Source organism: Rahnella sp. 1L-D-7-B-C2 (assembly GCF_057290995.1).
This window is the reverse complement of the sequence record NZ_JBXAVQ010000008.1, coordinates 188,933-208,298: the sequence shown is the minus strand read 5'-3', so window position 1 is coordinate 208,298 and position 19,366 is coordinate 188,933. Positions and strand designations below refer to the sequence as shown.

Sequence of the window (19,366 nt, the reverse complement as noted above, 5' to 3'; positions counted from 1 at the left end):
TACCAGATGATCAAGATGGCGTTCAGCCTGAAGGGAGATTATCTGCCTTATCAGCTGAGTTTTAGCGGTGCAGTGTCAGAGATATTACGGTTGTTAATCGGGCTGCCGTGGGCATCAGCGGGAGCGATCCCTGGTCATCTGAAGCATTTTTACAGCAACGCAGCGATGCTAAAACTGCCCTCGAGGCGCGAGCGGGAATATACAAGGGAAGTGAGAGAAAAAAGGTCGAAATATCCCTTAAAAAACAATGCCGGTCACCTTAAGTGACCGGCATTAGCCGAAGCCCCTTTCTGTTATCTCTTCTCGTGCATGCTTCGCGTGTTAAATCTCTTCTTCGCTCCAGTCATCCAGATCGTTAATATCCCCTTTGCTGGGAATACGTTTCTCTTCATCGGCCCATTCGCCGAGGTCGATCAGCTGACAGCGTTTACAGCAGAAAGGACGGTAAGGACTTTGCTCGCCCCACACCACCGTTTTGCCACAGGTCGGGCAATTTACTTCAATAATTTCGGGATCCATTTGCAACTCCTAGCAGCAGGCAAGATCAAAATTCAGTCGCGCGGGAACCACGCCATGTTCGCTGTCGAGGGGTAAAAAGCGAATGGCATAACGGGTTTTGTGCCCGGACACTTGCGGGTAAAGCAAATTTTCCATCGACAGGCGTAATCGTAACAGATCCGCGCCTTCAGCATTGTCCTGGAAAAAACCGTTAAGGCTGATTTGATTGCGGAAAACGCCTGACTGGCGGATCAAATCTAATACCATCGTGAGCGAATTGTTCAGCGGAGCCAACGTTTCCAGCCAGTTTTGTACTTCGCTATCCCTCTGAGATTGTGCCAGATGCAGCCAGATATGCAGCGTCGGTAGGTCAAAGCTGCAACAGCCGCCCGGAATGCTGAGACGCTGACGTACCAGCGCGATCATGCGATCTTCTTTCAGCGCCTGACCAATACGCGGGGCTTTCATCAGCACGCCTGCACACTGCTTCAGCTCAGTGCGTAACCCTTCAATGCGGGCCAAATCGACGCCGGGGACATCCTGCCACTGGGATAATTTTTGTTGCTGACGCTCAAGCTCTTTCAGCAAATCGGTGCGGACTTCACCGCGTTCTAACACATCCAGTAAGTCGGATGCCGTGCGAAAGAACAGCAGGGCGGAAGAAATAGCAGTGACCTGTGCATTGGCATGCAGCTGCTGTAACAGAAATTCAATGCGCAACCAGGTACGCATTTTTTCATTTAACGGATGTTCAAAAAGAACCGTGGCTGCTGCTTCACTCATGCTGGGCAATATCCTGTCTGTTTTCCCCTTGATAATTCGACGAATTATTCATGGAGATACTGATGCCGCCAATTTTAAATAGCGGCTATGTAATTGGGCAACACGCGGTTCAATCGTTTCAGGACCGCCGCTGTTATCAATGATGTCATCCGCGCAGGCCAGCCGTTTTTTACGGCTTACCTGCGAGGCAATAATATTTTCAGCCTGCTCGCGGCTGACGCCGTCGCGCTGCATCGTGCGCGAAAGCTGAGTGAGTGGATCAACGTCGACCACCAGTATGCGATTGGCCTGCGCCTGCAATCCATTTTCAATTAATAACGGTACGACCCAGAGCGCGTACGGCGTATGCGCCTGCGCGATAAGGCGCTGCGTTTGGGCATGGATAAGCGGATGCAGCAATTTGTTAACCCATTCTTTTTCAACGGGGTTGCTGAATATACATTCTCTCAAAACGGCGCGGTTAAGCGAGCCGTCAGCGAGAAGAATATTGTGACCAAAATGGCTGCTCAGCGCATCCAGCGCGGGTTCGCCAGGGGCAACGACCTGACGGGCAATAATATCAGCATCGACAATGCTTACGCCGTGGCGTGCAAAGCTCTCAGCAACGGTGCTTTTCCCGCTACCTATGCCTCCGGTCAATGCAACGATATAGGTCATACGGATGCTCTGATAAAATTAGTTTGGTAAATGATAAAGAGATTATGAGTAAGTGCAAGCCGCTCTCGTGTTGGTTTCGGGCTCAAAAAATTATTCAGCGGCACAATCTAAAGTCTGTGACGCTCGTAGTAAAAGCCATCTTGCCGTTGTCATTTTCCTGTGTATGATAAAACCACTGGAAAGGGTGTCTAATTTTCGCTGTACGCCCTAGCGATCCGTCGCCAAACCAGGACAAACCCGTCATGCGCATTGAAGAAGATTTGAAATTAGGTTTTAAAGACGTACTTATCCGCCCTAAACGTTCCACCCTCAAAAGCCGTTCCGAAGTAGAACTGGAGCGCACCTTCACATTCAAACACTCCGCAATCAGCTGGTCAGGCACACCTATTATTGCCGCCAATATGGATACCGTGGGGACATTCCGCATGGCGACGGTGCTGGCATCTTTCGGCATGCTGACGGCAGTGCATAAACATTATACCGTTGAACAATGGCAGGCTTTCATCGCTTCTGCGGATGAATCTGTACTGCGCAATGTGATGGTTTCCACCGGGACATCTGAAGCAGATTTTGTCAAAACGCTGCAAATTCTCGCCATGTCACCATTGCTGAAATTTGTGTGTCTTGATGTTGCTAACGGCTATTCGGAACACTTTGTCGATTTCCTGCAACGCGTACGCGAAGCCTGCCCTGACAAAGTCATCTGTGCTGGTAATGTAGTCACCGGTGAAATGGTCGAGGAGCTGATCCTCTCCGGTGCAGACATTGTCAAAGTCGGCATTGGACCAGGTTCGGTCTGTACTACCCGCGTTAAAACCGGTGTCGGTTATCCGCAGCTTTCTGCTGTGATCGAATGCGCTGATGCCGCACATGGTTTGGGCGGACAGATTGTCAGCGACGGCGGTTGTGCAGTGCCGGGCGATGTTGCTAAAGCTTTCGGCGGCGGCGCAGACTTCGTGATGCTCGGCGGAATGCTGGCAGCGCATGAAGAGTGTGAAGGTACGATCGTCGAAGAGAATGGTGAAAAATTCATGCTTTTTTACGGCATGAGTTCCGAATCTGCGATGAAACGTCATGTCGGTGGTGTGGCTGAATATCGTGCAGCGGAAGGTAAAACCGTGAAGTTGCCTTTGCGAGGCCCGGTTGAAAACACTGTTCGCGATATCCTTGGCGGTCTGCGTTCTGCTTGCACTTATGTGGGTGCCGATCGTCTGAAAGAGCTGACAAAACGCACCACCTTTATCCGCGTTGCAGAGCAGGAAAACCGTCTGTTCGGCGGTAAATAACTCCTTAAAGACAAGAATGTCACCCACGCCATAAAGGCATCTGTAACGGCGAAACAGGTTTTCGCCGTTTTCATTTCCAATGAAAGTCCCGTTTACAGGACGCTTCATCCCATCACCGAACCCAACTGGAAGATAGGCAGATACATGGCGATCACTAACCCACCAACAATTACGCCCATTACTGCCATCAGAATCGGTTCAATCGTTTGTGACAATGTGTCCGCCAGCGAATTTGCCTTTTCGTTATGCAGATGAGCCAGTTTCAGCAGCAACTCATCCAGTGAACCTGACTCCTCCCCGATTTTTATCAGTTGCTGACACAGCGAAGGAAACAGCGGCGACTGCACAAAGGCCTTATGCAAAGGTGTGCCTTGCATAATTTGCTCACGGATCTGGCTAAGCGCGCTCTGAAAATGCAAATTTGACAGGGAGGACGCCGCGGCCTCCAGCCCGGAAATCAGCGTCATTCCTGCCTGTTGAGTCATCGCCAGCGTCTGAAATATCTGGCTGAGGCAACTGTCGGTAACCAGCCGTGAGGTTATCGGAAACCTTAGCAGCAGCATTTGCTCCCGCTGCTTCCAGCGCTTTTGTGGATGTAGTTTGCGTAAATAGGCAAAGCAACCAAGAGATACACCCCCCGTCAACCACGGACCGGTACTGATCAGGACATCCGATGTACTGACCAGCATGCGCGTGAACCACGGCAGCTTGGCATCAAAGGAGGCATAGATTTTGGCAAACTCCGGCAGAACCAGGGTCAGCATCAGTAAGGTCACTACCGTGGCTATTACACTGACAATCAGCGGATAGCGCAGGGCTTTTTTCACTTTGTCTCTTAGTTGTGCCTGCTGTTCCTGCTGTGCGGCCAGCTGTAAACAGCAGCGATCCATCTGACCGGTGAGTTCACCGATGGCAATAATTTGCCGGTAGATATCCGGGAACACATCAGGATACGCATTCAGCATTGCTGATAAAGGCTTCCCTTCACGAACTCCTTTAGCGATATTTTGCAAAACGCATTGCCACGCCATTTTCGGATGCTCATTTGCTAGCAACATAAGGCTATTGACCAGCGGCAGTCCGGCCTGTAGCAGCGTGGCAAGTTGCCTGACCATCGCAACGCGTTCTGGATTTTTCCAGTAGCCCCGGTTCAGACGTTGCCTCATCTGAATCTTCAGCGGTTGTAAACTGGCTGCAAAGAGCTGCTGATAAAGGCCATCTTTGCTGGTCTCTATGCTGTTGCCTTGCTGAATGTTTCCCTGGATGTCGATGGCCTGCCAGTGATACAGGCACCCTCTTTGGGAAAGCGCAGGCATTTCACTCATGCATCGGTTTCCTCGCCGGTGACGCGATAGAGTTCTTCAAGCGAAGTGATCCCTTGCTCAACCAGCAACATTCCTGCTTCCTGCAGCGTGATTTGCCCCTGTTCGCGGGCAATTTTACTCAGCTCATTCACCGTGGCTTCTGCAACCAGTGCCTGCTGCAAGCGTGGTGTGATGCTTAGCGTTTCATAAATGCCTGTGCGTCCGTAATAGCCGGAAAAGCACTGATGACATCCGGCAGCCAGCCAAAGTGCAGTCTGGGCACCACGCCCGTTTTCACCTTTGCCGACAAACCCCATGTGCGCCTTACGGCAGTGCGGACAGAGTTTTCGCACCAGTCGCTGAGCAATAACCAGCCGCAGGCTGGCGGCAATATGAAAGCCTTCAATACCCATCTGCCGCAGCCGGGTCAGGGTTTCACAGGTGGAATTGGTGTGTAACGTTGAAAGCACCAGATGCCCGGTTTGTGCGGCTTTGACGGCGATTTCTGCCGTTTCCTTATCACGTATCTCGCCGACCATAATCACATCCGGATCCTGGCGCAGCAATGCGCGCAGCACACTGGCAAAGTTGAGATCAGTTTTGCTGTTGATCTGCGTCTGATTGATACCGCTGACTGGAATTTCGATCGGATCCTCCACGCTGCAAATATTGCGGGAGATGGCATTAAGATGCCGTAATCCACTGTAAAGCGTAACGGTTTTACCGCTGCCGGTCGGGCCGGTGACCAGAATCAGCCCCTGCGGGTGTTTCAGTGCGGCTTTGAAATACTCGAGATCGCGCAGTGTCAGCCCCAGTTGCGACATCGCCAGATCCTGCTGGGTCATATGCAGGATCCGCAGCACGATTTTTTCACCATGCAATGTTGGCAGGGAGGAGACGCGCATTGAGTAGCGCTGGTTTTGTAGCATCACTGACAGCTGTCCGTCCTGTGGTAAGCGGCGTTCTGCAACGTTCAACTGCCCCATGATTTTCAGCCGCGCACAAACACCCGCAGCCAATGAAAACTCAGGGCCGGGAATTTCCTGTAACACGCCGTCAATTCGAACGCGGACACGGAAGCTGTGCTCGTAAGGCTCGAAGTGAACATCCGAAGCCCGACGGGTGATGGCCTGTCTGAGGATCTGGTTGAGAACATTAATTACCGGCGCATCACTCTGGTCGTTAAGCTCATTTTCCTCAGAACTGCCTGAAGCCGGACGTGACTCACTTTTTGCAGGTTCTTCTTGAGGATCAGCGCTGCTTTTTTCCATTACCTGTTCGAGTCTTGCTTGTGGCCAGCGTTCAAGCTGAACTTTCAGCCCGCTGGCAAAGCGTAGGACGTTACTGAGCGTATCGGTATCGGGTTCAGCCTCATGGCAGGCCACGCGCAGCGTCTGATCGTCGCGATGTAAAATCACTGCTTTGTAGCGCTGGCAAAGTGCCTCCAGTGAAGCTTCGCTTTGCTGCTTTTCGTTCTCTACCAGTGAAACCGGTTTTAGTGGCATGTCACTCATTTCGGCGCTCCTGAGGTGTCAAAACGGAAGACGCTTTCGCAAGCTTCAACCATCGAAGTGTTAGCTGAATTGGTGCAGGTGCGGCTCCAGAGAATGCCACCAGCCTGATTGTCGAAGGTAGGGGTCATCACAACGCTCAGACCAGAGAGTGCCTGCTGACCGGTAAGCGTGATGATCCCCGCGTTGACCTGAGTCTTGCTGACGTAACGACTGGTGGCGGATGCTGGGATCCCCTGACTGCCGGCATTGCAGGCGGTCAGGGCACCGGCATCAATTACGCAAAGCTCGACGCCGGTTTTGTAGGGCACCATGGTTTGCAGCATGTCGGTCAGAGCCGCTTTCTGAATATAACTTTGGTAGGCAGGAATGCCGATGGCGCTGAGGATCGCAATAATCGCGATCACCACCATCAGTTCTATGAGGGTAAATCCTTGTTGCCGTTGCATGGCGTTCTCCGTTTCGTGTAACTGCATGGATGTTGCTCAGCCAGCAAACTAAACGGAGAAAAAATCGGATTCCAGCACCATTGTCGGATTCTCCACGACGTCTTCCGGGATAAATATGCAAGCCAACACAGCAGGCAAAAAATTTGCGCGATGTCTCGCAATTATGCTCAGGAGGTCAAAAAGAGAGTTGGCAAGGTTTGATGAGAATGAGAGGGTAATGCGGCAAGTTCGAAAGCGTCCGAGGAAGTCGTATTGCCCCCGGAAAGGATTTCAGAGGGCAATAGCGGAACGGCTAATTAGTTGAAACGCATGGAGAGATCCATTGCACGGACATGCTTAGTCAGCGCACCGACAGAAATATAATCCACGCCGGTTTCAGCGAATTCACGCAGTGTTTTTTCAGTGACATTGCCAGAGACTTCCAGCAATGCGCGGCCAGCTGTAAGGGCTACACCTTGGCGCATCATCGGCACAGTGAAGTTATCCAGCATGATGATGTCCGCACCTGCATCCAGTGCCTGCTGAAGTTCATCGAGTGATTCAACTTCGACTTCAACCGGGACATCCGCGTGGATCCACAATGCACGTTCAACTGCCGCTTTGATCGAGCCACAGGCAATAATGTGGTTTTCTTTGATGAGGAAAGCATCAGCAAGGCCAAGACGGTGATTGCTGCCGCCACCGCACAATACGGCATATTTTAATGCTGTGCGCAGGCCGGGCAGGGTTTTTCGGGTATCCAGCAGCTGGGTTTTGGTGCCTGCGAGGCGTTTCACATAGTGATTCACTTCGGTGGCCACGCCAGATAAGGTCTGGACAAAATTCAGCGCCGTGCGTTCGCCGGTCAGCAGCATGCGCGCAGAGCCTGAAAGTTCACATAATGTCTGGTTTTCAGAAACTGAATCGCCATCTTTGACATGCCATTTAACGGTGATTTTGTCTCCCGCCAGTTGGGTGAAGACTTCATCCAGCCAGCGTTGACCACAGAAAATTCCGGCTTCACGAGTAATCACAGTTGCGCTGGCATCTTTGTCCTGCGGCAACAGTTGGGCGGTTAAGTCATTGTCGGCATTGGCTTCGCCGCCGAGGTCTTCACCCAGCGCCTGAGTCACAAGTAAGGGAATATCGCTCTCGATACGTTCGAGCAACTGTGCGCGGCGACTTTCAGGGCTGTAGCTGCGGGTAGACATACAAATACTCCGAAATGGCGGATAAGAAGGACAAAAAAACATGCTACCCTGTTGCTGCGATAAGTACCACTCAGGCACATCATTGAGGTCATTGATGCACTTAGAACATGGCTGGATTGCCGAGGCCCGGCAGGTTGTTTCTCCCCATTCCGATCTCCGTCCTGACGACGAAATCCCCTCACTGCTGGTGATCCATAACATCAGTTTGCCGCCCGGAAAATTCGGTGGCCCGTATATTGATCAGTTATTTACCGGCACGTTGAACCCGCAGGACGATCCTTATTTTGAAGGAATTCATCAGCTGCGGGTCGCCGCGCACTGCCTGATCCGGCGTGACGGTGAAATCGTCCAATACGTGCCTTTCGATAAACGCGCCTGGCATGCAGGTGTTTCCAGCTGGCAGGGGCGTGAGCGCTGTAATGATTTTTCCATCGGTATTGAGATGGAAGGCACTGACTTTGAGCCTTTCACAAAAGCGCAATATCGCAGCCTGGCGGCCGTTACTGAGTTGTTAATTAAGCACTATCCGATTAGTCTTGATGCCATTACCGGACACAGTGACATCGCGCCGGGGCGCAAAACGGATCCCGGCCCTGCGTTTGAATGGGCATTTTATCGCAAGCTGCTAACACCTTCCGCAGGGCACAATGCTTCTGCTGACTCGTGAATGAACGCGGGTTCAGGTTTATGTTTTTAGCGTGTGATGTGTTGAGAGAGAGTGACAATCGATGACGTTATTTACTTTATTGCTGGTGTTGGCTTGGGAGCGCTTGTTCAAACTGGGTGAACACTGGCAGTTGGATCATCGGTTCGAGGTGATTTTCAGCCGCGGACGACAGACTTCTCTGGTGAAAACGCTGGCGATCGCCGTGGTCTGGATGGCGGTGATTTGGGTGATCCTACGCGCGGTTCAGGGCTTGTTTTTCGGCGTACCTTCGCTGATTTTGTGGGTGATTATCTGTCTGTTCTGCATTGGCGCAGGTGTTAAGCGTAAGCATTATCGCGGCTATCTGAAATCAGCCCGTCAGGGCGATTCCGATGCCACGAAAGAGATGGCAGAAGAGCTGGCGCTGATCCACGGTTTGCCAACAGATTGCACCGAAGAAGCCCGTCTGCGCGAGCTGCAAAATGCGCTGTTGTGGATTAACTTCCGTTATTACCTCGGGCCTCTTTTCTGGTTCGTGGTGCTTGGCCCTTACGGCCCGGTTGCGCTGGGTGGTTACGCCGCGCTGCGTGGTTATCAGACCTGGCTCGCGCGCCATACGACGCCGCTCAAACGCGCGCAGTCCGGCGTGGACAGTTTGCTGCACATTCTTGATTGGATCCCGGTGCGTCTGGCCGGTGTGGCATATGCGCTGCTCGGGCACGGCGAAAAAGCATTACCGGCATGGTTTGCCTCGCTTGGAGACATTCATTCTTCGCAATATCACGTGCTGACCCGTCTGGCGCAGTTCTCACTGGCGCGCGATCCGCATATGGATCCGGTGCAGACGCCGCGCGCTGCCGTCGGGCTGGCGCGTAAAGTCACCATGATTATTCTGGTCGTGGTGGCGCTGCTGACGATTTATGGTGCGCTGATTTAACGCCACTGTTTCGCTGCCTCAGCGTCATCTCTGAACTAATAAAAAAAAGTCCGGCTCATTCACATGGCCGGGCTTTTTATTGCCTTCTCTTAACGGCTTTTCTGAAGCGTTATACCTGTTTTTGCAGGGTCAGCGGGCGGTTATCGGCGGCGGGTTCGCCGAAGTCCGGCTGCCCGTTGTCGTCCCAGCGAATGTTTTTAATCCGGGTATGACGGTTCGGGTCATACAAAGGATCGCCTTCAATTTCGGTGTAATTTCGCGCGTGATAAACCAGTACATCGTCACCCTCTTCGTTGCGGGTAAAGCTGTTGTGGCCGGGGCCAAATTGTTTATTCTGCGTGTGAGTGGTGAATACCGGATGCAGAGATTTATGCCACGAAGACGCATCCAGCAGATTGCTGTGCGCATCAGCGGTGAGCAACCCGATACAGTAATTCTCATCGGTAGCGCTGGCGGAATAGGTGATGAAAATCTTATCGCCATGAGTTATCACCGCAGGTCCTTCGTTCACCCAAAAGCCGATAATTTCCCAGTCCAGTTCAGGTTTACTGAGCATCACCGGCGGCGATTTTAGCGTCCACGGATTTTCCATTTCGGCAATGTACAGATTGGAGTTGCCGCGGATAGCCGGGTCTTTCTGCGCCCACAGGTAATAGCTTTTTCCCTGATGCTCGAAATGCGTGGCATCAAGTGAAAAACTGTCGATCGGTGTTTGGACCTGCCCCTTTTCGATCCATTTTCCCCTTAGCGGATCGGCATCTTCACACACCAGCGCATACATACGGTGCTGAAACAGTCCGTCCTTAATCTCCTGCGACGGCGCGGCAGCGTAGTAAATCACCCATTTTCCGTCGATGAAATGCAGCTCCGGTGCCCAGATAAGTGCGCTCATCGGGCCGCTGTCGGGTTTGTGCCAGACGATTTTTACCGGCGTATCAGCAAGACCGGTCAGCGTTTTTGAGCGGCGGATTTCCAGCCGGTCATATTCCGGCACCGAGGCGATAAAATAATAATACCCATCGTTGTCCAGCCAGATATGCGGATCAGCACGTTGTTCGATGAGCGGGTTTGGGTAATTACTCATGTTTTAGCTCCTTGCTGTGAAGCGGGAGGGTGCCCGCGTCAGGTGCATTTTTCGTGTCGTGGTATTCATTCAGCTCGCGGTAATTGCGGCGGCGGATTTCCAGATCTGACTGGATGGTGCGCATCATTTCCCGGTCGACTTTCAGTAAGCGTACAACGCCTGCGGTGATGAGATAGCCAATGCCGGGGATAACCGTGAATAACAATACAATCCCGTTGATGGCGTGATCACTCTGGCGCGCCGCGCCGGCGTCGTAGCCATAGCCAGAAAGCAGGAAGCCAACCATTGCCCCTGCCACGGCGAGACCGCATTTCAGGAAGAACAGATTACCGGAGAAGCTGATGCCGGTGATGCGTTTGCCGGTTTTCCATTCGCCGTAGTCATCCACGTCGGCCATTAATGACCAGTGCAGCGGAGAAGGAAGCTGATGCATGATGTTCAGGACGAAGTAGGCGACCAGAATCAGCGTCGTGGCATGCGGATCAAGGAAATAGAAGCCGCAGGAGAAAATGGTCAGGATAATGTTGGCCCAGAAGAACACTTTAAGTTTACAGAATTTATCGGTCAGCGGCTTCGCCAGCGCGCTGCCAATCATCATGCCCACCACGCCGAGGCTGATGAACATGCTGGCGAACGAGGTAGATTTCTCCATCACCCAGGTGACGTAATACATCGTTGCCGCCATACGGATAAAGCCCGGGCAGACGTTGCAGAAGGTCAGCAGCAGAATGCGCACCCACTGGTCGTTTTTCCAGATGTCTTTCAGGTCAGATTTCAGCGCATGTTTAGACGGCACCGCAGGCTGGATACGTTCTTTCACGAAGCTGAAACAGAACAGGAACATGAACAGCGCAATGATCGCCATCACGCCCATCGACATCTGGTAGCCCTTGGCTTTGTCCGCACCGCCAAACCAGTCGGCCATTGGCAGTAATGTAGAAGACAAGATCAGCGTCGCGATCCCCACCATAAAGAAGCGATAAGACTGGCAGGCGACACGTTCGTGCGGATCCGCTGTGATAACGCCGCCCAGCGAGCAGTAAGGGATGTTAATAGCCGTGTAGGTTAGTGACATCAGGAAGTAGGTGACAAAGGCATAGATAACCTTGCTGTTGTAGGTCCACTCCGGCGTCGTGAACATCAGCACGCTGAACAGGACGTAAGGCACCGATATCCATAACAAATAGGGGCGGAACCGACCCCAGCGGGTAGTCGTACGGTCGGCAATCGCGCCCATGATCGGGTCAGTGACGGCGTCGATCACACGCACCGACAGCAGTAATACACCGACCAGCGCCGGGGCAAGGCCGAAAACGTCGGTATAAAAGTAATTAAGAAACAGCATGATGGCGCCGCCAATCATGTTGCATCCCGCGTCCCCCATGCCGTACGCCACTTTCTCTTTGAATGACAGCGCGCCTTCCTTCATGGATGTTCTCTCCGGCTATTGGTTAAAAAGAGTGATGTTACGAAACTGTTTGTTAGTAAAGAGTATTGGCGCGGTAGGGGCTGAGGAGTCAGGAGGTAAGAGTCATGAAGATGGACGTTTTAGTCATGCTGGGCAAAGTGTGACCCAGATAACAAAGCGCCCCGGCCAGGAAATCGGACCGGGGCGCTTAAGAGTTTAAGCCTTTAACAACTCTGACTTAATTTCAGGCTTTAACGGACTTTCCGCTTTGCTGATTTTTGACCCAGTACCCGAGGCCCAGAATCACCAGCCAGACAGGGATAAGCCATACGGAAATGGCCATGCCTGGTGTGATCGCCATAATCACCAGAATCGCTGCCATGAACAGCAAGCAAATATAGTTACCCACCGGATACAGCAACGCCTTGAACTTGGTATCGATCCCTTCGCGGCGCATCGCCTGACGGAATTTCATGTGCGCGAGGCTTATCATCGCCCAGTTGATGACCAGTGCAGAAACCACCAGCGCCATCAGCAGCCCGAAAGCTTCGCCCGGCATCAGATAGTTAATCAGTACACAGAGCGCCGTAGTGGCCGCAGAGACCATAATAGAGGCGACCGGCACACCACGTTTGTCGACATTCAGCAGTGCTTTTGGTGCATTACCTTGCTGAGCCAGACCAAACAGCATACGGCTGTTGCAGTACACGCAGCTGTTATAGACCGACAGTGCAGCAGTCAGGATCACCACGTTGAGGGCGTTTGCCACCAGCGCATCACCCAGATCATGGAAGATCAGAACGAACGGGCTGGTGTCCGGCCCTACGCGGGTCCACGGCATCAGGGAAAGCAAGACAGCCAGTGAGCCCACATAGAAAATCAGGATACGGTAAATAACCTGATTGGTGGCTTTAGGAATGCTTATCTCCGGGTTATCGGCTTCTGCGGCGGTGATACCCACCAGCTCCAGCCCCCCAAATGAGAACATGATGATAGCCATCATCATTACCAGCCCGGTCATGCCATGGGGCAGGAAGCCACCTTGCTCCCAGAGGTTACGTACTGTCGCCTGCGGACCAGCAGTGTCGCTGAACAGCAACCAGCCCCCGAAGAGGATCATGGCCACTACCGCGACGACCTTGATGATTGCAAACCAGAACTCCATCTCACCAAAGACTTTAACGTTGGTCAGGTTGATGGCGTTGATCAGCACGAAGAACACAGCCGCAGAAGCCCAGGTTGGGATCTCCGGATACCAGAATTGAATATATTTACCGACGGCGGTCAGCTCTGCCATTGCCACCAGCACGTACAGCACCCAGTAGTTCCAGCCAGAAGCAAAACCGGCAAAGCCACCCCAGTATTTATAGGCGAAATGGCTGAAAGAACCGGCGACCGGCTCTGCAACGACCATTTCCCCGAGCTGGCGCATAATCAAGAATGCGATAAACCCGGCAATAGCGTAGCCAAGAATAATCCCCGGCCCCGCAGACTGAATAACGGAGGCGCTGCCCAGAAACAGGCCTGTTCCGACTGCCCCACCTAACGCGATTAACTGAATGTGGCGGTTTTTCAGACCGCGCTTCAGCTCATCGCCATGTTGTTTATCAACCATTTACCTGTCCTCTGTCATTGGGGCAAAACCCATAGCATTCTGCGTGTTAGAAAGAATGTAAGGCGATAATTACACTTTTTGTATTTAATTATTTACGGCTGGATTGTGCCTAAAAATCAGCATCATCTACCGTTCGGGCAAGAATAGTGTTATGCGAAAAAGTTTGCACCTGATTTATGCATCATCTGCATAACAAATAACCGAATTAACGGTAAATTTGCTCAGGATCGTAAAAATGTGATCTAAAGCGTGGAAAAAAAGGAGAATGCTAAAAAGTTGTTAAATTGTGCGAGGTCGACGCATTTACTGGGTAGCCATATGGACACAAGGTGAATACTTTGTTACTTTACGGCCACGTTTTTTAAATTGGTATTACCAATTGACTCCGGCAACTTACAGAGTCGCTACTCGCAGAGAACAGCACAGATATGGCTTACAGCAAAATCCGCCAGCCTAAGTTATCCGATGTGATCGAGCAGCAACTTGAGTTCCTGATCCTCGAAGGCACTTTGAGACCCGGGGAAAAGCTTCCGCCAGAACGTGAACTGGCCAAACAGTTTGATGTTTCACGACCTTCTCTCAGAGAGGCGATCCAAAGCCTGGAAGGGAAGGGACTGCTCCTGCGTCGTCAGGGTGGTGGCACTTTCGTGCAAAGTAATTTGTGGCAAAGCGTGAGTGATCCGCTGGCCGAGTTACTGGCTGACCATCCTGAATCACAATTCGATCTCCTTGAAACACGCCATGCCCTTGAAGGGATTGCTGCCTATTACGCTGCACTCAGAGGCACAGAGGAAGATTTAGCGCGCATTCGTGATTGTCACGTGGGCATTCAGACCGCACAAGACAGCGGGGATCTGGATGCAGAAGCCGATGCGGTTATGCAGTATCAGGTCGCTGTAACAGAAGCAGCCCATAATGTGGTGTTGCTGCATCTGGTTCGCTGTATGGGACCGATGCTTGAGAAGAACGTACGACAGAACTTTGAATTGCTCTACTCACGCCGGGAAATGCTGGCAACGGTAAGCAACCACCGCGCCAGTATTTTCGAGGCGATTGTTGCACGTGAACCAGAAATGGCGCGCGCTGCATCTCACCGTCACCTGGCGTTCATTGAAGAAGTTTTGCTGGATCTCAGCAGGGAACACACCCGGCGGGATCGGTCACTACGACGGCTCCAGCAACGGAAAGATGAAAGTTAACCTTCGGGATTAATTTTTAGAGCCTTCACTTGGGGGCTCACGGCAACTACATGACGGGCCTGTCTTCGTGCGTTTTATTGAGAACGAAGAGCTTTGCGAAAGAGCGCAGGAAGACAGGCTCCAGATAAACCAACGTATTAGATACAGATAAGGAAAAGCACCATGTCAGAACGTGTAAATAATGACGTGGATCCGATCGAAACTCGCGACTGGCTACAAGCGATCGAATCGGTCATCCGTGAAGAGGGTGTTGAGCGTGCGCAGTTCCTGATTGATCAGGTTCTGAGTGAAGCACGTAAAGGCGGCGTGAGCGTCGCAGCTGGCGCGGCCAGCCGTAATTATGTCAACACCATCGCTGTTGAAGACGAACCTGAGTATCCGGGTAACCTGGAGCTGGAACGCAACATTCGTACCGCAATCCGCTGGAATGCGATCATGACCGTTCTGCGTGCGTCGAAGAAAGATCTGGATCTGGGCGGCCATATGTCATCCTTCCAGTCTTCCGCAGCGGTTTACGAAGTGTGCTTCAACCACTTCTTCCGTGCTCGCAACGAGAAAGATGGCGGCGATCTGGTGTACTTCCAGGGCCATATCTCTCCGGGCGTGTACGCGCGTGCTTTCCTTGAAGGCCGCCTGACCGAAGACCAGATGAACAATTTCCGTCAGGAAGTTCACGGTAAAGGTCTGTCATCTTATCCGCACCCTAAACTGATGCCTGAATTCTGGCAGTTCCCGACCGTATCAATGGGTCTGGGTCCAATCGGTGCTATCTATCAGGCTAAGTTCCTGAAATACCTTGATCATCGTGGTCTGAAAGACACCAAAGAGCAGCGCGTTTATGCGTTCCTGGGTGACGGTGAAATGGACGAACCAGAATCCAAAGGTGCGATCACTATCGCGACCCGCGAGAAACTGGACAACCTGTGCTTCATCATCAACTGTAACTTACAGCGTCTTGATGGCCCGGTGACCGGCAACGGCAAAATCATCAACGAACTGGAAGGCATCTTTGCAGGCGCCGGCTGGAACGTGATCAAAGTGATTTGGGGCAACCGTTGGGACGAACTGCTGCGTAAAGATACCAGCGGCAAACTGATCCAGCTGATGAACGAAACCGTGGACGGCGACTACCAGACCTTCAAGTCCCGCGACGGTAAATACGTTCGTGAACACTTCTTCGGCCGTTACCCGGAAACCGCTGCGCTGGTCAAAGACATGACCGACGACGAGATCTGGGCGCTGAACCGTGGTGGTCATGATCCGAAGAAAGTCTTTGCAGCACTGAACAAAGCACAGAACACCAAAGGTCAGCCGACCGTTATCCTTGCGCATACCATCAAAGGTTATGGCATGGGCGAAGCGGCCGAAGGCAAGAACATTGCTCACCAGGTGAAGAAAATGAACATGGATGGCGTGCGCTATATCCGTGATCGTTTCAGCGTGCCAGTGACCGATGAAAATCTGGAAAAACTGCCGTACATCACTCTGGAAAAAGACTCTGCAGAATACAAATACCTGCATGAGCGTCGTGCTGCGCTGAAAGGCTACCTGCCGACCCGTCTGCCAAACTTCACGCAGAAGCTGGAAATGCCGAAACTGGAAGACTTCTCACAACTGCTGGAAGAGCAGAAGAAAGAGATCTCTACCACCATCGCCTTTGTCCGTGCCCTGAACGTGATGCTGAAAAACGACTCCATCAAAGACCGTCTGGTTCCAATCATCGCCGATGAAGCGCGTACTTTCGGTATGGAAGGTCTGTTCCGTCAGATTGGTATTTACAGCCCGAACGGCCAGCAGTACACCCCGCAGGACCGTGAGCAGGTTGCTTACTATAAAGAAGACGAGAAAGGTCAGATCCTGCAGGAAGGCATCAACGAACTGGGCGCCGCATCTTCATGGCTTGCCGCAGCGACGTCTTACAGCACCAACGATCTGCCAATGATCCCGTTCTACATCTACTACTCCATGTTCGGTTTCCAGCGTATCGGCGACCTGTGCTGGGCAGCGGGTGACCAACAGGCACGTGGCTTCCTGGTCGGTGGTACTTCAGGTCGTACAACATTAAACGGCGAAGGTTTGCAGCACGAAGATGGTCACAGCCATATTCAGTCTCTGACTATCCCGAACTGTATTTCTTACGATCCGGCGTATGCCTACGAAGTGGCAGTCATCATGCATGACGGTCTGGTGCGTATGTACGGCGAAGCACAAGAAAACATCTATTACTACATCACTACACTGAACGAAAACTACCACATGCCAGCCATGCCAGAAGGCGCGGAAGAAGGCATCCGTAAAGGTATCTACAAGTTAGAAACCGTGGAAGGTAGCAAAGGTAAAGTGCAGCTGATGAGCTCCGGTTCTATCCTGCGTCACGTACGTGAAGCGGCTCAGATCCTGGCGAAAGACTACGGCGTCGGTTCTGACGTGTACAGCGTGACCTCATTCACCGAACTGGCCCGTGACGGTCAGGACTGTGAACGCTGGAACATGCTGCATCCGACTGAAACCCCACGCGTACCTTACGTGGCTCAGGTAATGAACGATGCACCGGTTGTTGCTTCAACCGACTACATGAAGCTGTTCGCCGAGCAGATCCGTAACTTCGTTCCTGCCAGCGATTTCCGCGTACTGGGCACTGACGGCTTCGGTCGTTCTGACAGCCGCGAAAACCTGCGTCACCACTTCGAAATTGATGCGTCTTACGTTGTGGTTGCTGCGCTGGGCGAACTGGCCAAACGTGGCGAGATCGATGTGAAAGTAGTGGCTGAGGCCATTACCAAGTTCGGCATCGATGCTGACAAAGTTAACCCGCGTCTGGCATAAGAGGTAAAGACAGATGGCTATTGAAATTAACGTACCGGACATCGGTGCAGATGCAGTGGAAGTCACCGAAATTATGGTGAAGGTGGGCGATACCGTTTCCGTTGAACAATCGCTGATCACCGTTGAAGGCGATAAAGCTTCTATGGAAGTGCCTTCTCCACAAGCTGGCGTGGTGAAAGAGATCAAAGTTGCGGTCGGCGATACCGTCGAAACCGGCAAACTGATTATGATCTTCGAAGCCGCTGACGGAGCTGCTGATGCAGCTCCTGCGAAACAGGAAGCGAAAGCTGAAGCAGAAGAGAAACCTGCTGCTGCACCTGCGTCGAGCGCAAGCAAAGAAGTGAACGTGCCAGATATCGGTGGTGACGAAGTTGAAGTTACCGAGATTATGGTGAAAGTGGGCGATAAGGTTGAAGCTGAGCAATCGCTGATCACCGTAGAAGGCGACAAAGCCTCTATGGAAGTCCCTGCACCGTTCGCGGGTACCGTAAAAGAAATCAAAATCGCTGCGGGCGACAAAGTCAGCACCGGCTCTTTGATCATGGTCTTCGAAGTGGCCGGTTCCGGTTCTGCCGCACCAGCCAAAGAAGAAGCGAAGTCAGAAGCGGCCCCGGCAGCTCCTGCGGCCTCCGGCAGCAAAGAAGTGAACGTGCCTGATATCGGCGGCGACGAAGTTGAAGTCACTGAAATCATGGTTAAAGTAGGCGACAAAGTAACGGCTGAACAGTCGATTATCACCGTGGAAGGCGACAAAGCCTCCATGGAAGTCCCTGCGCCGTTCGCCGGTACTGTGAAAGAAATCAAAATCGCTGCGGGCGACAAAGTCAGCACCGGCTCTTTGATCATGGTCTTCGAAGTAGAAGGCGCTGCGCCTGCTGCTCCGGCGGCGAAGAAAGAAGAAGCGGCTGCCCCTGCGAAACAAGAACAGAAAGCCGCCGCACCGGCTGCTCCAGCCGCCAGCAAAGGCGACTTCGCTGAGAATGACGCTTACGTTCACGCCACGCCGGTTATCCGTCGTCTGGCTCGTGAATTCGGCGTTAACCTGGCGAAAGTGAAAGGCACAGGCCGTAAGGGTCGTATCCTGCGCGAAGACGTTCAGGCATACGTGAAAGACGCGGTTAAACGCGCTGAAGCTGCACCGGCTGCTGCCACTGGCGGCGGTATTCCGGGCATGCTGCCTTGGCCGAAAGTCGACTTCAGCAAGTTTGGTGAAATCGAAGAAGTGGAACTGGGTCGTATCCAGAAAATCTCTGGTGCCAACCTGAGCCGTAACTGGGTAATGATCCCGCACGTTACGCACTTCGACAAAACCGATATCACCGAGCTGGAAGCGTTCCGTAAACAGCAGAATGATGAAGCGGCTAAACGCAAGCTGGATGTGAAATTCACGCCAGTGGTGTTCATCATGAAAGCGGTTGCGGCTGCGCTTGAGCAGATGCCACGTTTCAATAGTTCTCTGTCCGAAGATGGTCAGAAACTGACGCTGAAAAAATACATCAACGTCGGTGTTGCGGTCGATACGCCTAACGGTCTGGTTGTTCCGGTCTTCAAAGACGTGAACAAGAAAGGCATCGCTGAGCTGTCCCGTGAACTGATGGCAATCTCCAAGAAAGCGCGTGATGGTAAACTGACTGCCGGCGAAATGCAGGGCGGTTGTTTCACGATCTCCAGCCTTGGCGGTATCGGGACGACCCACTTTGCGCCAATCGTTAATGCGCCGGAAGTGGCTATCCTTGGTGTCTCCAAGTCCGCGATGGAGCCTGTCTGGAACGGTAAAGAGTTCGTACCGCGTCTGATGATGCCAATGTCGCTCTCCTTCGACCACCGTGTGATTGACGGTGCCGATGGTGCGCGCTTTATCACCATCATCAACAACGTACTGTCAGACATTCGCCGTCTGGTGATGTAAGCGAAAAGCCGGCCAAACGGCCGGCTTTTTTCTGATAATCTCATCATGTTGTTTGGGATTATCC

The 19,366-nt window shown here is 52.4% G+C and carries 16 protein-coding genes and 1 pseudogene; 7 read left to right on the top strand and 10 right to left on the bottom strand.

What is annotated here, in order from left to right; genetic code table 11:
• A pseudogene (locus tag AC0Z7K_RS15275) lies at positions 1 to 267 on the top strand (IS4 family transposase); the annotation flags it as partial.
• A gap of 54 nt (positions 268 to 321) precedes the next feature.
• Here the strand turns inward: AC0Z7K_RS15275 and yacG are convergent.
• The 3 genes from yacG to coaE are packed head-to-tail and all read right to left on the bottom strand — an operon-like array spanning position 322 to position 1,938.
• Positions 322 to 519: a DNA gyrase inhibitor YacG gene (gene yacG, locus AC0Z7K_RS15270; protein ID WP_413527834.1), complete on the bottom strand. Its 198-nt coding sequence runs from the start codon at positions 517 to 519 to the stop codon at positions 322 to 324.
• 9 nt (positions 520 to 528) lie between these two features.
• Positions 529 to 1,281, bottom strand: a complete 753-nt coding sequence (zapD, locus tag AC0Z7K_RS15265) for a cell division protein ZapD (RefSeq protein ID WP_485615075.1) — start codon at positions 1,279 to 1,281, stop codon at positions 529 to 531.
• A 48-nt stretch (positions 1,282 to 1,329) separates the two neighbouring features.
• Positions 1,330 to 1,938 carry a dephospho-CoA kinase gene (gene coaE, locus AC0Z7K_RS15260; protein ID WP_485615074.1) on the bottom strand — a complete coding sequence of 203 codons (609 nt, stop codon included), beginning with the start codon at positions 1,936 to 1,938 and terminating at the stop codon, positions 1,330 to 1,332.
• A gap of 242 nt (positions 1,939 to 2,180) precedes the next feature.
• Between coaE and AC0Z7K_RS15255 the strand changes: the two genes are divergently transcribed.
• Entirely contained in the window at positions 2,181 to 3,224 is a 1,044-nt protein-coding gene (locus AC0Z7K_RS15255; protein ID WP_485615073.1) for a GMP reductase, read from the top strand.
• Positions 3,225 to 3,328: 104 nt separating this feature from the next.
• Here AC0Z7K_RS15255 and hofC read toward each other — a convergent pair whose 3' ends face one another.
• The 4 genes from hofC to nadC form a co-directional block, all read right to left on the bottom strand.
• Positions 3,329 to 4,549, bottom strand: a complete 1,221-nt coding sequence (gene hofC / locus AC0Z7K_RS15250; RefSeq protein ID WP_485615072.1) for a protein transport protein HofC — start codon at positions 4,547 to 4,549, stop codon at positions 3,329 to 3,331.
• On the bottom strand, positions 4,546 to 6,042 hold the full coding sequence (gene gspE, locus AC0Z7K_RS15245) for a type II secretion system protein GspE (RefSeq protein WP_485615071.1): 1,497 nt from the start codon (positions 6,040 to 6,042) through the stop codon (positions 4,546 to 4,548). The genes hofC and gspE overlap by 4 nt, the downstream gene beginning before the upstream one ends.
• The gene (gene ppdD / locus AC0Z7K_RS15240; RefSeq protein ID WP_485615070.1) at positions 6,039 to 6,488 is read right to left on the bottom strand and encodes a prepilin peptidase-dependent pilin; all 450 of its coding nucleotides are present in this window, start codon (positions 6,486 to 6,488) and stop codon (positions 6,039 to 6,041) included. Before ppdD ends, gspE begins: the two co-directional genes overlap by 4 nt.
• A 296-nt stretch (positions 6,489 to 6,784) precedes the next feature.
• A complete protein-coding gene (gene nadC / locus AC0Z7K_RS15235) occupies positions 6,785 to 7,678 on the bottom strand; it encodes a carboxylating nicotinate-nucleotide diphosphorylase (protein ID WP_413527849.1) in 894 nt (297 codons plus the stop codon).
• Positions 7,679 to 7,772: 94 nt separating this feature from the next.
• Between nadC and ampD the strand changes: the two genes are divergently transcribed.
• On the top strand, positions 7,773 to 8,345 hold the full coding sequence (gene ampD, locus AC0Z7K_RS15230; RefSeq protein WP_485615069.1) for a 1,6-anhydro-N-acetylmuramyl-L-alanine amidase AmpD: 573 nt from the start codon (positions 7,773 to 7,775) through the stop codon (positions 8,343 to 8,345).
• A gap of 61 nt (positions 8,346 to 8,406) precedes the next feature.
• Complete coding sequence (gene ampE, locus AC0Z7K_RS15225) at positions 8,407 to 9,261, top strand: beta-lactamase regulator AmpE (protein ID WP_485615068.1); 855 nt, start codon at positions 8,407 to 8,409, stop codon at positions 9,259 to 9,261.
• Between the two features lie 109 nt (positions 9,262 to 9,370).
• On the opposite strand, the gene AC0Z7K_RS15220 is transcribed toward ampE, so the two are convergent.
• The 3 genes from AC0Z7K_RS15220 to aroP all read right to left on the bottom strand — a co-directional run bounded on the left by AC0Z7K_RS15220 (position 9,371) and on the right by aroP (position 13,368).
• Positions 9,371 to 10,345 (bottom strand): glycoside hydrolase family 43 protein, encoded by a 975-nt coding sequence (locus AC0Z7K_RS15220; RefSeq protein ID WP_485615067.1) that lies wholly within the window; start codon positions 10,343 to 10,345, stop codon positions 9,371 to 9,373.
• Positions 10,338 to 11,774: a glycoside-pentoside-hexuronide (GPH):cation symporter gene (locus tag AC0Z7K_RS15215; RefSeq protein ID WP_413527852.1), complete on the bottom strand. Its 1,437-nt coding sequence runs from the start codon at positions 11,772 to 11,774 to the stop codon at positions 10,338 to 10,340. The genes AC0Z7K_RS15220 and AC0Z7K_RS15215 overlap by 8 nt, the downstream gene beginning before the upstream one ends.
• Before the next feature lie 223 nt (positions 11,775 to 11,997).
• Positions 11,998 to 13,368 carry an aromatic amino acid transporter AroP gene (gene aroP / locus AC0Z7K_RS15210; protein WP_413527853.1) on the bottom strand — a complete coding sequence of 457 codons (1,371 nt, stop codon included), beginning with the start codon at positions 13,366 to 13,368 and terminating at the stop codon, positions 11,998 to 12,000.
• A 428-nt stretch (positions 13,369 to 13,796) separates the two neighbouring features.
• On the opposite strand from aroP, the gene pdhR reads away from it, so the two are divergent.
• The 3 genes from pdhR (at position 13,797) to aceF (ending at position 19,302) form a co-directional block, all read left to right on the top strand.
• Positions 13,797 to 14,567: a pyruvate dehydrogenase complex transcriptional repressor PdhR gene (gene pdhR / locus AC0Z7K_RS15205; protein ID WP_112168690.1), complete on the top strand. Its 771-nt coding sequence runs from the start codon at positions 13,797 to 13,799 to the stop codon at positions 14,565 to 14,567.
• Between the two features lie 162 nt (positions 14,568 to 14,729).
• Positions 14,730 to 17,393, top strand: a complete 2,664-nt coding sequence (gene aceE, locus AC0Z7K_RS15200) for a pyruvate dehydrogenase (acetyl-transferring), homodimeric type (RefSeq protein ID WP_112168689.1) — start codon at positions 14,730 to 14,732, stop codon at positions 17,391 to 17,393.
• 13 nt (positions 17,394 to 17,406) lie between these two features.
• Positions 17,407 to 19,302: a pyruvate dehydrogenase complex dihydrolipoyllysine-residue acetyltransferase gene (aceF, locus tag AC0Z7K_RS15195; protein WP_485615066.1), complete on the top strand. Its 1,896-nt coding sequence runs from the start codon at positions 17,407 to 17,409 to the stop codon at positions 19,300 to 19,302.
• The last annotated feature ends 64 nt before the right edge of the window (positions 19,303 to 19,366 follow it).

Coding starts and splice junctions, on each gene's coding strand:
- yacG (WP_413527834.1), bottom strand. CDS start 519: ATGGATCCCGAAATTATTGAAGTAAATTGCCCGACCTGTGGCAAAACG.
- zapD (WP_485615075.1), bottom strand. CDS start 1,281: ATGAGTGAAGCAGCAGCCACGGTTCTTTTTGAACATCCGTTAAATGAA.
- coaE (WP_485615074.1), bottom strand. CDS start 1,938: ATGACCTATATCGTTGCATTGACCGGAGGCATAGGTAGCGGGAAAAGC.
- AC0Z7K_RS15255 (WP_485615073.1), top strand. CDS start 2,181: ATGCGCATTGAAGAAGATTTGAAATTAGGTTTTAAAGACGTACTTATC.
- hofC (WP_485615072.1), bottom strand. CDS start 4,549: ATGAGTGAAATGCCTGCGCTTTCCCAAAGAGGGTGCCTGTATCACTGG.
- gspE (WP_485615071.1), bottom strand. CDS start 6,042: ATGAGTGACATGCCACTAAAACCGGTTTCACTGGTAGAGAACGAAAAG.
- ppdD (WP_485615070.1), bottom strand. CDS start 6,488: ATGCAACGGCAACAAGGATTTACCCTCATAGAACTGATGGTGGTGATC.
- nadC (WP_413527849.1), bottom strand. CDS start 7,678: ATGTCTACCCGCAGCTACAGCCCTGAAAGTCGCCGCGCACAGTTGCTC.
- ampD (WP_485615069.1), top strand. CDS start 7,773: ATGCACTTAGAACATGGCTGGATTGCCGAGGCCCGGCAGGTTGTTTCT.
- ampE (WP_485615068.1), top strand. CDS start 8,407: ATGACGTTATTTACTTTATTGCTGGTGTTGGCTTGGGAGCGCTTGTTC.
- AC0Z7K_RS15220 (WP_485615067.1), bottom strand. CDS start 10,345: ATGAGTAATTACCCAAACCCGCTCATCGAACAACGTGCTGATCCGCAT.
- AC0Z7K_RS15215 (WP_413527852.1), bottom strand. CDS start 11,774: ATGAAGGAAGGCGCGCTGTCATTCAAAGAGAAAGTGGCGTACGGCATG.
- aroP (WP_413527853.1), bottom strand. CDS start 13,368: ATGGTTGATAAACAACATGGCGATGAGCTGAAGCGCGGTCTGAAAAAC.
- pdhR (WP_112168690.1), top strand. CDS start 13,797: ATGGCTTACAGCAAAATCCGCCAGCCTAAGTTATCCGATGTGATCGAG.
- aceE (WP_112168689.1), top strand. CDS start 14,730: ATGTCAGAACGTGTAAATAATGACGTGGATCCGATCGAAACTCGCGAC.
- aceF (WP_485615066.1), top strand. CDS start 17,407: ATGGCTATTGAAATTAACGTACCGGACATCGGTGCAGATGCAGTGGAA.